Here is a 14,501-nt window from a genome sequence, read left to right on the forward strand (position 1 = left end):
TTTCTCTGCCGTAGGTGCTAAATGACCTGCGCCACCAGACGATCTGCCTGCTGACCGGAATTCCGCTTTGACCTTAAGCTGCGTCACACGTATAAGTCTCGGCGAACAAGTGCCGGTTTGCGCGGCCTGTGATAATCTGGCCTAGGCCGGAGAAAGATCCCGAAAACCGAACCGGAAAAACCCGGACCCGAGGCTCTGCTGTCGGGTTTCGTGAGCGGTAGAGACTATGAACGAACTGGACCTGACATTCGATGTGGTGGTGATTGGTGGTGGTCATGCCGGCTGTGAAGCTGCGGCGGCATCGGCACGTGCTGGCGCGGCGACTGCTCTGGTCACGCATCGCTTCGATACAATCGGTGTAATGTCCTGTAACCCGGCCATCGGTGGTCTGGGGAAGGGGCACCTCGTTCGCGAGATCGATGCGCTTGATGGATTGATGGGGCGTGTTGCCGACAAGGGCGGGATCCAGTTCCGCATGCTTAACCGGCGCAAGGGACCGGCGGTCCGTGGTCCGCGCGCGCAGGCAGATCGCAAGCTCTACCGGGAAGCGATGCAGCGTGAGATTGCCGCTGTCGAAGGTCTGAGCGTCGTTGAAGGCGAAGCCCACAAGATCCGGTTTGCGGTTGACGGCGAAAAACGTTCTGTCTCGGGTATCGAACTGGCCGATGGCCGGGTGATCAACTGTCGCGCCATCGTGCTGACGAGCGGTACATTTCTCCGGGGCCTCATTCATATCGGCGACAAGAAGATACCCGCGGGACGCTCCGGCGAAGCGCCGGCACTCGGGCTGTCTGAATCACTGGAGGAAATCGGCTTCGATCTTGGGCGTCTCAAGACAGGTACGCCCGCACGGCTGGACGGCCGGACGATCCACTGGGACAGGCTGGAAGAGCAGCCGGGCGATGACGACCCGATTCCGTTTTCCACCCTGACAGACAGGATCGAGACACCTCAGATCCCGTGCCACATCACACGCACGACGCCAGAGACCCATCGCATCATTCGTGAGAACCTTTCTCGCTCTGCTATGTATTCAGGCGAGATCAAGGGGCGGGGGCCACGCTATTGTCCGTCGATCGAAGACAAGATCGTTCGCTTCGGTGACAGGGACGGGCACCAGATTTTCCTGGAGCCGGAAGGACTGGACGATCACACCGTCTATCCGAACGGTATTTCCACATCGTTGCCGGAAGATGCGCAGATAGCGTTTCTGAAAACCATTCCGGGTTTGGAAGATGTGGTGGTGCTGCAGCCGGGTTACGCGATCGAATATGACCATGTCGACCCGCGCGAGCTGCGTCCGACACTGGAAGCCAAGCGGTGCTCTGGTCTTTACCTGGCTGGGCAGATCAACGGTACGACCGGGTATGAGGAAGCTGGGGCACAGGGTCTTGTGGCCGGGCTCAACGCCGCTCTGAAGGCTGCCGGCATGGCACCGTTCGTGGTTGACCGGTCCGAGGGATATATCGGTGTCATGATCGATGACCTGATCACCAGGGGCATCACCGAACCCTATCGGATGTTCACGTCGCGAGCAGAGTACCGGTTGTCCCTGCGGGCGGATAATGCGGACCAGCGCCTGACCCCTTTGGGTATCGCTATTGGGTGTGTGTCCACCACACGTAAAGAAGCCTTTGAAGACAAGATGGCCAGGATCGCCACTGCGCGGGAACTTCTGACGACACTGACCGTGACGCCTTCCGAAGCTCAGAAGAAAGGCCTGCCTGTAAATCAGGATGGCATTCGCCGGTCTGCCTTCGATCTGCTGTCCTATCCCAATGTCACCTTCGAGGGCCTGACGGACATCTGGCCCGAACTGAAAGATATTGATCCGGCGATCGCGGAGCAGGTTGCGACAGATGCGCTTTATGCCGTTTACCTCGATCGTCAGATGGCTGATATCGAAGCCTTGAAACGCGACGAAGCCTTGTCGATCCCGGATGGTTTCGACTACGAAGCGATCATTGGTCTTTCCAATGAAGTGCGCCAGAAACTGATCGACATTCGCCCGGCCACTCTTGGCCAGGCTTCTCGCATGGATGGCATGACACCCGCCGCGCTCACGCTGATCCTGTCGCATCTGAAGCGCCAGAGCCAGAAAGGGGCTGCCTGATGGGCCGCCCGGTGATGTTGAATACCTCTGGACAGGTTGTGCATAAGTTTGGGGATGTTTCACGTGAAACGTTGGATAGACTCCAGATCTACGTCGACCTCGTTCTGAAATGGCAGCCTGCGCAAAACCTTATTGCACCGTCGACCATCCCGGATATCTGGACCCGTCACGTGGCGGATAGCCTGCAAACCCAGTGGTGTTGTCCGGAAGCACGGACCTGGGTTGATATCGGCAGCGGCGGCGGGTTTCCCGGGGTGGTGACCGCAATCCTGCTCGCCGATGAACCGGACGCACATGTGCACATGATCGAGAGCAACCAGCGCAAGGTGGCATTTCTCAGAACGGCCTTGCGGGAGACAGGGTCCAAGGGGACAGTGCATCCTGGCCGGATCGAATCGGTTGCGAAAGATTGGAAGCACGGCCGGGTGGACGCTGTTTCTGCGCGCGCTTTGGCGTCGCTGGATCTGCTTTTTCAGCTTTCAGAGCCGTTTACGGCAACCGGCGCAAAGGCTGTTTTCCACAAAGGTCAGGATTTTCAGCGAGAAGTTAACGAAGCTACTGCCCGTTGGCAGTTCGACATGATAGAAAAAGACAGTCTTGTTGATCCAATGAGCCGGATGCTTCTTTTCTCGAATATTTCAGCCCGGCCGGAGTAGCCAGGAAGGTGTTGTAGCAATGAGCATGCTTCCCGAAATGCCGCGCGTTCTCGCGCTAGCGAATCAGAAGGGCGGGGTGGGCAAAACCACGACCGCCATTAACCTCGGCACGGCGCTTGCGGCGATTGGCGAAAAAGTTCTGGTGATTGACCTCGACCCGCAGGGTAACGCTTCAACGGGTCTGGGCATCGAGCATCGTGACCGTGGTCTGTCGACGTATGAAGTCCTGAGCGGCGACTGCGCCCTTGCAGAGGCCGTTCGCGAAACGGCGGTGCAGCGTCTTTGGGTGGCGCCGTCCACAATGGATCTGCTGGGCCTCGAACTGGAAATCGCTTCCACGGGTGACCGGGCGTTCCGCTTGCGCAGTGCCATCGAAAACCTGACCCATTCGCGTCTGTTCCAGGAGATCGGCTTTACCTATGTGCTGGTCGACTGTCCGCCGTCACTGAACCTGCTGACGATCAACGCCTTGTCCGCGTCGCACTCCATCCTGGTGCCGCTGCAATGCGAGTTCTTCGCGCTTGAAGGTCTCAGCCAGTTGCTCAGCACCGTCGAGCAGGTCAAGAACGCGCTTAATCCTGAACTCAGCATCCATGGCATCGTTCTGACCATGTATGACAGCCGCAACAACCTCTCCAGCCAGGTGGTCGCCGATGTGCGCGAAACCATGGGTGATGCGGTTTACGAAACGATCATTCCGCGCAACGTTCGCATTTCGGAAGCACCGTCCTATGGCAAGCCGGCGCTGCTTTACGATTTGAAATGCGCCGGCAGCCAAGCCTATCTGCGGCTTGCGTCGGAAATCATCCAGCGTGAGCGCGAACTGCGACGCGTCGCGGCATAAAGCCCGATCGATTCGGCTCCGTTTTGGCGAGCCTTGATGCATGGCGGCGAAGAGGCACAGTCGCCATGCTATATCCTATTGAAATATAAAAAGAAAAAGGTGCGGTATGGCGGAAAGAGACGTCAAGAACAAGCGTTTGGGCCGTGGTTTGGCGGCGCTGATCGGGGATTCGGCTCCCGAAGCGGCCGCACCGCCGGAAAAGATCATTCGCGACTCCCGCAGGGTTCCGATCGAACATCTGGAGCCCAACCCGCGCAACCCGCGCAAGACCTTTACCGAGAAAGACCTGGCGGATCTTTCGGAGTCCCTGAAGGCAAAAGGCATCGTCCAGCCGATCCTGGTGCGTCCGGCGGCAGGGAAGGCCAATCGTTTCGAGATCATCGCCGGCGAACGCCGTTGGCGGGCCGCACAGCGGGCCGGGCTGCACGAAGCACCAATCATCATTCGGGACGTGACCGATCAGGAAGCGCTTGAGCTCGCCATTATCGAGAACGTCCAGCGTGCCGATCTCAACCCGATCGAAGAAGCGATGGGCTATGAGCAGCTCACCGCCGAGTTCAGCTACAGCCAGGGGGAACTCGCCAAGGTGATCGGCAAGAGCCGTAGTCACGTGGCCAACACCATGCGCCTGCTGAAGCTGCCGAATTCGGTAAAGGACTATCTTGCCGAAGGCCTGCTGACGGCCGGTCATGCCCGCGCGCTGATCACCGTTGAAGATCCCGCGGCACTGGCCGAGTTGATCGTGGAAAAAGGCCTGACGGTTCGCGACGCGGAAAAGCTGTCGCAGGATCCGGATGCCCTGGCCAAGATCACGGGCAAGAAGGCACCCGGCGACAAGCCGCAGAAGGACGCCGACACCAAGGCACTTGAAAAGCGTCTGACCGACACGCTGGGTTTGAAGGTGACCGTTGGGCACAAGCCTGGCAAGGAAACCGGCGACCTCAAGATCAAATACACCTCGCTCGAACAGCTTGACGAGCTGTGCAAGAAACTGGGTGTCGAGACACGCTAAAGTATTGATATTATGACAAATTTAGAGCCGGAGCGCGTTTTGCCCCGGCTTTTTTTGTTCCGGTTCTGCCAGTCTGCCACCCCACACCCCTCATCCTGAGGAGCCGCATAAGCGGCGTCTCGAAGGATGGACCACTGGTTTCTGAGTTTGCCGCCCATCCTTCGAGACAGCGCTTGCGCGCTTCCTCAGGATGAGGGGGAGTACAAGAATACAGGGAGCCTCAGGGAGACGAGCTGATGAGCGCGTTCTAACGCCGCTGTTGCCGCGCTCTGGCGGCTCTGCCGAGCTTCAGGAGGGCTTCGGAGAGGACGGGTACACCAAGGGCATCGTTGAGGCGGGAAATGCGTGTAGCCTCGCTCAGAATGTCCATGGCGCGTTCCAGATCCGTCAGGGACCAGATCCGCAGCTGCTGGGTGAATTTCGGCTTGCGGGAGAAGAAGATAGGCGGTCGTTGTCCATCGACGACGGCCTGAGCGTTTTTGCCCTGTTCGATATCGATTCGCATCCGGTGCAAATGTTGAAAATGCTTCAATGTCTGGTTGGCGATCACCGAGGCCTTGGAGCCGGCTTCCGCGAGTCGTTCCAGCCCGTGGTCCAGCAAGGCAAGGTCTCCCGATGCTGCAGCATCAATCAGCTCCGACATTTCGAAGGCGGATGCATCGCCGATGATAGCCTCGACATCCTCGCTGTCGATCCGGCCCTTGTTGAGGGCATAGAGGCAGAGCTTTTTCAGCTCACCGCGGCTGGCCATGCGGTCGCCGCCCAGCAGGCTGTGCAGTGCTGCCCGGGCTTCCCGGGTAACCGAAAGACCGGCTTCGCGTGTTTCCTCGTCGATCAACTGGTCGATGCCCCGGTCATTGTCGGCATAACAGGGCAGCGCAACGGCGCGTTTGTGCGGTTCGATCAGCTTTCTGAGGCCGACACCCTTCTTGATGTCGCCGCCCTCAAGGACCACCAGCGTCTGCCAGTCGTCCAGTTTCAGAACGGGTTCGACTGCAGGATTGAGATTGCGGGAGGAAGCATCCTTCACCCAGACGATCCTGCGGCCACCAAAAAGCGGAACGGTCAGGACTTCGTCGATCAGCCGATTCGGATCCGAACCGAGATCGGACGCATCTAGCTTGACCAGATTGAACGGATCGCTTTCGCCTTCGGAGGCCTTGTTAACGAGGCGGGTGGCGCGTTCCGATACAAGTCCGGTATCCGGACCGAAGATCAGGACAACGCCGCCAGCCTCCGGGGGATTGGCGACGAAACGGTCAATCTCCGCGGCTTTGAGGACGGTCACGGCCGTTTGCCTCCGGGGTCAGTGTTACGACTGGCTGGCGAAATAGCCGGCAATCCGGGCTGCGATATCGTCGGCAACTGCCTTGGCAACACGTTCCTGCGCATCACGATAGGCACGGGTGTTGGCAAAACGCTGGTTGGAGAAGTCGTAGGAAGCGGACTTGAACGCCCGGCCGGTCATCAGGGTTTCGTCGGTCGCCAGATCGCTCAGGACGAAGGTCGAGTTCATCGTGGTCGTGTAGGCGGAAGGTACGTCGGAGAACTGTTCAACGCCGACTTCCGAGCTGCCGATGTCCATCAACACCTTGAGACGATATTTCTTGGCACCCGAGCCGGCCCCACGTTCGAACCGGTAGGTCAGTTCGTTGTAGAGAACACGCGATGCGTCGTCGTTGGCGTACTGGCTGGAGATTGATTCCAGGTCGATTGCCGCGAGTTCCGCCGCCACGGGGGAGGGCTGGGAACCGAAGTCGCCCGTGCTGCTGCCGTAAAGCGGGCGGACCTGACATCCGCCCAGAGCCATGGCAGCAGCCAGTCCGGCGCAAAGGGCAGCGCGCCGCAAAGCGCCACTGCTCTGGAAGAGGTTGTTAAACAACGACATTCACGATCCTTTGCGGTACCACGATGATCTTCTTCGGCGCCTTGCCTTCAAGAGCCTTCTTGACTGCGTCGAGGGCCAAGGTAGCCGCTTCGACCTCGTCTTTGGAAGCCTCTTTTGCAATCGTCAGTTCACCGCGTTTCTTTCCGTTGATCTGGATCGGGTAGGTGACGGTGTCGTCGGACAGCAGGGCTTCGTCGGCCTGCGGCCAGCTTGCTTCCGAAATCAGATTGTCGTGGCCGAGTGCAGACCAGCATTCTTCTGCCAGGTGCGGCATCATCGGAGCTATCATCTGCACGAGGTAGTCGGCTGCTTCACGTACGGCATATTCGGTGCCGGCATCGGCGTCGCCTTCGTTGAAGACCTTGCTGATGGTGTTGACCAGCTCATAGAGGCGGGCCACGGCACGGTTGAAGCCGAGGCCTTCCAGATCGGCGGAAACGGCCGCCAGGGTCTTGTGGCTGGCCCGGCGCAGATCAAGCGCCTTGCCGTCGACTTCCGGTGCCTTGCCGCCACGAGGTTCGATCTTCTCGGCAATGTCGCCGATCAGGCGCCAGACGCGCTGGACAAAACGCCAGGCACCTTGCACGCCGTCCTCGGTCCAGATCACGTCTCGCTCCGGCGGGCTGTCGGACAGCATGAACCAGCGGGCGGTATCGGCGCCGTAGGTGTCGATGATGTCGGTCGGATCGACAGTGTTCTTCTTCGACTTCGACATCTTCTCGATGGAGCCGATGGCCACATCCTCACCGGTTTCGACAAGAACCGCGCGGCGCTTGCCGTCGACATCCTCGATACGGATCTCGGACGGGGCAATCCAGCGCCCGTTCGCACCTTCGCCGACGCGATAGGTCTCGTGGGTGACCATGCCCTGTGTAAACAGGCCCTTGAACGGCTCCTTCAGATCAAGCGCACCGACCTTCTGCATCGCCCGTGTGAAGAAACGGGAATAGAGCAGGTGCAGGATGGCATGCTCGATACCGCCGATATACTGGTCCACCGGCAGCCAGCCGTTGGCGGCTTCCGGGTCGGTCGGCTGATCGCAGTCCGGCGCCGTGAAGCGGGCGAAGTACCAGGAACTGTCCACGAAGGTGTCCATGGTGTCGGATTCGCGGCGGGCAGGCTTGCCGCATTTCGGGCAGGACGTATTTCGCCAGGTCGGGTGACGGTCGAGCGGATTGCCGGGCTTGTCGAAGTTGATGTCATCCGGCAGCTGGACCGGCAGGTTCTCGTCCTTCTCCGGTACCACACCGCAATCGTCGCAATGAATGACCGGGATCGGGCAGCCCCAGTAGCGCTGACGCGAAATTCCCCAGTCGCGCAGGCGGTAATTCACCTGGCGTTCTGCCTGGGATGCGCCGTCGACGGTGATTTCTTCCAGCTTCTTGGCCACCGCTTCCTTGGCGTCCGGAATGGAAAGGCCGTTCAGGAAGCCGGAGTTGAAGATGGTGCCGTCGTCGGTGAAAGCCTCGTCGGCTACATCAAAGGTTGCCGGATCGGCATCCTTCGGCAGCACGACGGGCGTGACAGGCAGGCCGTATTTGCGGGCGAAGTCCAGGTCGCGCTGGTCATGTGCCGGGCAGGCAAAGATGGCGCCGGTGCCATAGTCCATCAGGATGAAGTTGGCGACATACACCGGCAGCTCGATGGAGGCATCCAGCGAGTGTTTGACGCGCAGACCGGTATCGAGACCTTTTTTCTCTGCCTTTTCAATTGCTTCTTCGGATGTACCGACCCGGCGGCACTCTTCTATGAAGGCTTTCAGCTCCGGATTGCTTTCCGCCAGCTTGGTCGAGATCGGATGATCCGGCGACAGGCCCATGAAGGAAGCACCGAACAGCGTGTCCGGACGGGTGGTGAAGATTTCCAGCGTCTTGTCGCCGGTGGGCGCAGCCTCGGTGAATTCGAAGCGCACACGCAGACCTTCGGAGCGGCCGATCCAGTTCTTCTGCATCAGGCGCACCTTGTCCGGCCAGCGGTCGAGCGTGTCGATCGCCTCCAGCAGGTCTTCCGAGTAATCGGAAATCTTGAAGAACCATTGGGTCAACTCGCGCTGCTCAACCAGAGCGCCGGAGCGCCAGCCGCGACCGTCAATCACCTGTTCGTTGGCCAGAACCGTCATGTCGACCGGGTCCCAGTTGACCTTGGCGTTCTTGCGGTAGACGAGGCCGGCCTCCAGGAACTTCAGGAAAAGCCGCTGTTGCTGGGTGTAATAGGCGACGTCGCAAGTCGCGAATTCCCGGCTCCAGTCCAGCGACAGGCCCATGATCTTGAGCTGGTCGCGCATGGTGGCGATGTTTTCGTAGGTCCAGTCCTTCGGATGAACCTTGTTCTGCATGGCCGCGTTTTCCGCCGGCATGCCGAAAGCGTCCCAGCCCATCGGATGCAGGACGTTGAAGCCCTTGGCGCGTTTGTAACGGGCAACAACATCGCCCATGGCGTAGTTGCGCACGTGGCCCATGTGGATGCGGCCGGACGGATAGGGGAACATTTCAAGGACATAGTATTTGTCGCGGGGATCGTCGTTGTGGGTGACGAAGACGTCCTTGTCGTTCCAGACCTTTTGCCAGCGCGCTTCGACTTCGCGCGCATTGTACCGTTCCGTTGCCATCAAATGTGCCGTTTGTTCTTGCCGCCGGATCCGGCGGATTTCCTGAAAGATTGACTGCCGGACTGTCACCAGAAATCGCGTCCGGGGTCAACATGTGAGAAGAGATTGATCTTGCAGATGCCTGTTTATTTCGCAACGCCGCATTCGTAAAGCTATCGGATGGCCGCTTCCGGCGTTGTTTCGGGATCCGGCGGACTTGAAGCTTCCCAGATTTCCAACAGGCGCCGCCCGTCCGGGTGTTTCCTGCTGAACATGGGATACATGGGCACTTCCAGGAAGGTGGGGGAGTGAACGAGCAGGCTTGCTTCGTCACCCAGGAACACGGCCTTCCGGATCATGCCGACTTCCGTGCTCTCCATATAGACATCGGCCCGTTCGTGCAGAAGCATCGACCAGGCAAGCTGTTCCGTCGACACATATTCAACAGTGACACCCGCAGCCTCCAGCATGTCTTCGTACCAGTAGTTTCTGACCGCAACCACGGAGAGCCCTTCCTTGCGAAGATCATCGAAGCTCAGTGGTCCGATGCCGTCCGGAAACCGGTCTTTCTTGTAAAAATGTACGTAGGTTGCCAGTCCGACGGGCCGTTCGGGAAAATGGAATTCCTCACTTCGTTCATCCGTGTAGGACCAGGAAAAGGTTGCGGCGTAAGTCCCGTTCCTGACCATCTGGTACGATCGCTGCCAGGGAAGAAAGTCGAATTTCGCCCGATGCCCGGCTTTTTCTATTATGCGTCTGACGATCTGGGTGTGGCTTCCGAAGCCCGGTGACTTCTCGCCAATAAAAGGCGGCCATTCGCCAACCGCGAACGTGAAGGTTTCACTCCGCGATGCGGGAACGTACAGAAAGCAGAACAACATCAGTATGCAGATAAATGAACCGAGTTGCCTCACACCGGGCCCTCCATCTTCATTTGATGCAAGCGGCGAGACACTATCGGCAAACCTCTAGGAAAAGGTGAACCTGATTGAATACCTGGCGTGAAAATTCACCGGCTGTGCAGTCACGTCAGGTCGCTTGGGTCTGTGCAAAGACCACTTGAGATCAAGGGGCGACCGGGCCTATGAGAAGGAACGCGCGATCCGGCAGAGCACCTGACAATTTGAAGGACCAACTGATGACCTCCGCAGCAGACCGACTGGCCAACGTCCAGGCAGATATCAGAAGTGCCGAAGCCGAGTTCGGCAGGCCGGAGGGGTCGGTAACGTTGATTGCGGTTTCCAAGACCTTCGAAGCGGACGAGATCCGCCCGGCGCTTGAGGCAGGTCAGCGGGTTTTCGGCGAAAACAGGGTGCAGGAAGCCATGCACAAGTGGCCGGGGCTTCGCGAGGACTTTGAAGGCATCGAATTGCATCTGATCGGCCCGCTGCAATCCAACAAGGCCAGGGAAGCGGTCGCGACCTTTGATGTCGTCCATACGGTTGACCGGCCGAAAATCGCAAGGGCACTGAAAGCCGAGATGGAAAAGCAGGGCAGGGATCTGCCGTGTTTCATTCAGGTGAACACGGGTGAAGAGCCCCAGAAGGCAGGCATCGCACCGAAGGATGTCGATGCTTTCGTGAAAGAGTGCAAGGAAGATGTCGGGCTCAACATTGTCGGCCTGATGTGCATTCCGCCGGTCGACGAAGCGCCGGGCGAACATTTCGCGCTTCTGGAAAAGATCGCCGCCCGCAATGGCCTTGAGCAGCTTTCCATGGGCATGTCTTCCGACTATCCGGTCGCGGTCGGCTTTGGGGCCACGCATGTGCGTGTCGGATCCGCCATCTTCGGCTCGCGCGAATACACCTGATCGAAGCCTGCCGTTTCACGGAACGGCAATCAGCCCGGTCTTGGTATTGCTTCGGTTTGCAGGACTGGTCGCGAACCGAAGCCCGGCTAGCCGTTTCGACCAGTTTGTTTCGAATTTATAAATAAAATCAAATAGATATTCGGACTTGTTTTTCCAGCGGAAGCCCCAGAACTGCCTAAAATCGTTAAAAATGACGGTAGTTTGACCGACCTGTGGCTGATCCCTATGGCGAGACACAACATTGCCGCGAAGGTTTCAAAGAGCTGCCCTTTGCCGGTCGCGATCGGCCCGCAGTGTTTGTCTCGTTCCGGTTCGACGGGTCGCAGGGGCCTGGCGAACGGACGGAACGACAGGTGAGCCCAAAGCCGAACGGCACACGGGACACCTGACAAGACCCAAACCATTGGAGGTCATATCATGTCCAAACGTCTTACTGCTGCTCTTCTGATCGGTGCCTTTACCGCGTCTTCCGCAGCTCTTGCCCAGGGCATGTCGTTCGAGGCGGTGGATCTCGATCAGGACGGTTATGTCAGCTTCGAGGAAATCGCGGCAGCCGTCCCGACCCTTTCTGAAGATGCATTCAACGCGGCTGACAGCAATCAGGACAGCCTTCTGGATCCGGAAGAGTTCACCTCCGTCCAGCCGTAATCGGGCTTCGGGCAATCAAACCCCCCGTCGGCTGCGTCAGCAGCCAGATTGCCCGAACAAGACCACCGTCGGTAAGGTCACGCCGGCGGTGGTTTTCCGTTTTGAAGGGGACTTCCGAATTTTTTCCGAAGAAATGAGCCAATCCGGCCGGGTCAGGCTTCAGTCCAGCCAGAAATCCGGTGTCAGGAGCAGGATACCTGCCAGGATTTCCAGCCGACCGAGGATCATCTGAACCGCCAGGAACCATTTGGCGAGATCCGGCAGCGACTGGAATGTACCGGACGGACCAATGGTATCGCCTACGCCGGGACCGACATTCGCAAGGGCTGTGATGGAGGCGCTGAGCGCCGTCTCGAGATCAAGACCGAGCATCATGTAGACCAGCGAGAACGCCGCGAATGCGCCTGCATAAAGAACGGCGAAGACAAGCACGCCTTCCAGAACTGGATTTGACACGGCCCGTCCCTGGTATTTCGCCTCGACCACCCGGTGCGGCCGGATCATCCGTCGGAACAGGCCCTGGATGTAACTGCCCAGAATTGCGATCCGGAACATCTTGAAGCCGCCGGACGTGGAGCCGCTACAGCCGCCGAAGAACGTCAGCACGAAGAAAATCGCGATCACGGGCGGGCCGAACTGCAGGTAGTCGTTGGCGGCATAGCCGGTGGTGGTGATCACCGAAACCACGTTGAAGACCGCGAATGTGAACATCTGGAACGGCGTGTCATGTCCGATGAACCGTTCGAACAGGAACACGCTGATCGAAGCTGCGGCGACAATGGCAAGCAGCAGCATGATCTGGACGTCCTTCACCCAATGCCGTCGCTCGATACTCCGGATCAGATAGAGGAACGGCACGGCGGACCCCAGCATGAACACCGAGGCGACCCAATAAACGGCGAGGCCGTCAAATTGGCCGAAGGACTGGTCGGACGTGGAGAATCCTCCCGTCGAGACAGTGGTCATGGAATGGATCACCGCTTCGAAAAAGGTCATTCCACACAGCAGGTAGAGCGTGGCGCAGGCAATCGACAGTCCGGCATAAAGGGCCAGCAGCCGGTAGACGAACGGTCCGACATGACCATATGGCTTGCTGGTATTTTCAGACGATTCCAGCGCGAAGAGCTGGCTGCCACCAACGCGCAAACCCGGCAGAAGCCAGATCCCGATGGCAACCACGCCAATGCCGCCAACCCATTGCAGCAAGGCTCGCCAAAGCAGGATGCCCGGCGGCAACGTGTCGAGACCCGTCAGGATTGTCGAACCGGTTGTGGTCAGGCCGGAAGCAGTCTCGAAGAAGGCGTCTGTGAAGCTGATGCCGAGGCCGCTGAAGTAGAACGGAACGGCACCGGCGAAGGAGAAGGTGAACCAGGCGGCGTTGACGAACAGGATCGCTTCGCGAAAGTGGCTCGGCGGCTGTTCTCCCTGGAAAGCCATGGTCATGAGCAAGCCCGCCGTCCCAAGAACCAGGGCCGACACCAGAAAAACCTGCCAGTCAGAGTTACTGGCGAACACATCCGCGATACCCGGAACGATCATCAGAACTGAAATCAGGATGAGCAATCGTCCGATTGGCAAAGCAATGGCGCGATAATTCATAGACTGGACGTCCGCAACGGTCGGCTGTCAGGACAGCAGGCGTGTGTGTCAAAAGACAGTCGTTATCTGCCTGTGCACTGCAAAAAGCAAGGCCGTCGGGATTTGGGCCTGCCTGTCACCTGGAAAGACCGGCAGGGTGGCTTGCCTGCGCGCGATCGGCAAATCTGCTTCTAAAACACACCTATACGCCAGTTCATGTTGACCGGACCGGGAGGCTTTGCCAGAGTGATTTCATAAATTTGGGAGGAAAAACATGAAAGTACTTTCCTGGGCGCTTGGCGCGGCAATGGCGCTTGGCCTGGCAGCCGGTTCGGCACAAGCAGCAGACACAACCTTGCGCATTTCGCTGCAATTGCCTCTGACGAGCCACCTCGGCCAGAATCTGCAGCTTTTCAAGGAAGAAGTAGAGAAAAACTCCAACGGCGACATTGCCGTGGAGATCTACGATTCCGCTCAGCTCTACAAGGACAACGAAGTTCCGGCAGCCGTCGGAAGCGGGTCCATCGAAATGGGCGTTGCGTCGCTGACGCGTTATGTCGGCGACATTCCTGCCGTCGACGTTTTCTATCAGCCGTTCCTGTTCGACACGGAAGAAAAGGTTCGTGCAGCCGTAGCCAAGGGATCTCCCGTGCGCGGACCGCTGGATGAGGCAATCGCGGAAACCGGTTCCACCGTTCTGTGGTGGCAGGCTTATGGCGGCTCCATCATGCTGTCCAATGGCGGACCGCTGAAAACCCCGGAAGATCTGAAAGGCAAGAAGGTTCGCGTCTTCGGCAAGACGCTTGGCGACTTTGTCACGGTTGCCGGCGGTGCGCCGACGCTGATTTCCGGTTCCGAACAGTATCTGGCCTACCAGCGCGGCACCGTGGACATCGGCATGACCGGTGTTTCCGGCGTGAAATCCCGCAAGCTCTGGGAAGTCATGGACACGATCACCGTGACCAACAATGCGGATATCGAGTTCATCGTCGTGGTGAACACCGATTTCTGGAATGGCCTGCCGGATGAGCACAAGAAGATCATCGAGGCTGCTGCCCTCAAGGCGGAAGCCGATGTGCGGGATCGGATGTCCCAGATCGAAGCCGAAGCTTACGAGATTTCGGAGCAGAACGGCATGACCATCTACACGCCGACCGCAGAAGAAATGACCGCCTGGAAAAGCGTAAGCCAGCCGGTCTACGACAACTTCGTCGAAAAAGCGGGCCCCCTCGGCAAGCAGGTTCTCGAAGCCGCTCAGAAATTCTGACGGTCCACGGATACTGAACGACGGAAGCGGCCGCGGCCATGCTGGCCGCTTCCAGTCACGGATGCCGGAGTTCCGGTGTCTTTTCGCGGCCGGGTTTC

At 58.7% G+C, this 14,501-nt stretch carries 12 protein-coding genes; 7 read left to right on the plus strand and 5 right to left on the minus strand.

Going from position 1 to position 14,501, the window contains the following annotated elements:
- The first annotated feature begins 226 nt into the window (after positions 1-226).
- The 4 genes from mnmG to FIV03_RS06045 all read left to right on the plus strand — a co-directional run bounded on the left by mnmG (position 227) and on the right by FIV03_RS06045 (position 4,625).
- The gene (gene mnmG, locus FIV03_RS06030) at positions 227-2,113 is read left to right on the plus strand and encodes a tRNA uridine-5-carboxymethylaminomethyl(34) synthesis enzyme MnmG (RefSeq protein WP_152509000.1); all 1,887 of its coding nucleotides are present in this window, start codon (positions 227-229) and stop codon (positions 2,111-2,113) included.
- 14 nt (positions 2,114-2,127) lie between these two features.
- The gene (rsmG, locus tag FIV03_RS06035) at positions 2,128-2,769 is read left to right on the plus strand and encodes a 16S rRNA (guanine(527)-N(7))-methyltransferase RsmG (protein ID WP_152511835.1); all 642 of its coding nucleotides are present in this window, start codon (positions 2,128-2,130) and stop codon (positions 2,767-2,769) included.
- Between the two features lie 19 nt (positions 2,770-2,788).
- Positions 2,789-3,613 carry a ParA family protein gene (locus FIV03_RS06040; protein ID WP_055660245.1) on the plus strand — a complete coding sequence of 275 codons (825 nt, stop codon included), beginning with the start codon at positions 2,789-2,791 and terminating at the stop codon, positions 3,611-3,613.
- A 106-nt stretch (positions 3,614-3,719) separates the two neighbouring features.
- Positions 3,720-4,625, plus strand: a complete 906-nt coding sequence (locus FIV03_RS06045; RefSeq protein ID WP_152509001.1) for a ParB/RepB/Spo0J family partition protein — start codon at positions 3,720-3,722, stop codon at positions 4,623-4,625.
- A 247-nt stretch (positions 4,626-4,872) separates the two neighbouring features.
- Here the strand turns inward: FIV03_RS06045 and holA are convergent, their stop codons facing one another.
- From holA to FIV03_RS06065, 4 genes are all read right to left on the minus strand, one after another.
- Complete coding sequence (gene holA / locus FIV03_RS06050) at positions 4,873-5,913, minus strand: DNA polymerase III subunit delta (protein WP_055660240.1); 1,041 nt, start codon at positions 5,911-5,913, stop codon at positions 4,873-4,875.
- 24 nt (positions 5,914-5,937) lie between these two features.
- Positions 5,938-6,513: a hypothetical protein gene (locus FIV03_RS06055; protein WP_031269989.1), complete on the minus strand. Its 576-nt coding sequence runs from the start codon at positions 6,511-6,513 to the stop codon at positions 5,938-5,940.
- On the minus strand, positions 6,500-9,121 hold the full coding sequence (leuS, locus tag FIV03_RS06060) for a leucine--tRNA ligase (protein WP_152509002.1): 2,622 nt from the start codon (positions 9,119-9,121) through the stop codon (positions 6,500-6,502). The genes FIV03_RS06055 and leuS overlap by 14 nt, the downstream gene beginning before the upstream one ends.
- A gap of 152 nt (positions 9,122-9,273) precedes the next feature.
- On the minus strand, positions 9,274-9,981 hold the full coding sequence (locus FIV03_RS06065) for a transporter substrate-binding domain-containing protein (protein ID WP_286202301.1): 708 nt from the start codon (positions 9,979-9,981) through the stop codon (positions 9,274-9,276).
- A 257-nt stretch (positions 9,982-10,238) separates the two neighbouring features.
- Between FIV03_RS06065 and FIV03_RS06070 the strand changes: the two genes are divergently transcribed.
- On the plus strand, positions 10,239-10,910 hold the full coding sequence (locus FIV03_RS06070) for a YggS family pyridoxal phosphate-dependent enzyme (RefSeq protein WP_152509004.1): 672 nt from the start codon (positions 10,239-10,241) through the stop codon (positions 10,908-10,910).
- A gap of 417 nt (positions 10,911-11,327) precedes the next feature.
- Entirely contained in the window at positions 11,328-11,558 is a 231-nt protein-coding gene (locus FIV03_RS06075; RefSeq protein WP_152509005.1) for a hypothetical protein, read from the plus strand.
- Between the two features lie 159 nt (positions 11,559-11,717).
- Here the strand turns inward: FIV03_RS06075 and FIV03_RS06080 are convergent, their stop codons facing one another.
- On the minus strand, positions 11,718-13,157 hold the full coding sequence (locus FIV03_RS06080) for a TrkH family potassium uptake protein (RefSeq protein WP_209009870.1): 1,440 nt from the start codon (positions 13,155-13,157) through the stop codon (positions 11,718-11,720).
- A 253-nt stretch (positions 13,158-13,410) separates the two neighbouring features.
- On the opposite strand from FIV03_RS06080, the gene dctP reads away from it, so the two are divergent.
- A complete protein-coding gene (gene dctP, locus FIV03_RS06085; RefSeq protein WP_023002477.1) occupies positions 13,411-14,403 on the plus strand; it encodes a TRAP transporter substrate-binding protein DctP in 993 nt (330 codons plus the stop codon).
- Positions 14,404-14,501: the final 98 nt, after the last annotated feature.

Source organism: Labrenzia sp. THAF187b, from assembly GCF_009363375.1.
In the GTDB taxonomy this organism is placed as follows: domain Bacteria; phylum Pseudomonadota; class Alphaproteobacteria; order Rhizobiales; family Stappiaceae; genus Roseibium; species Roseibium algicola.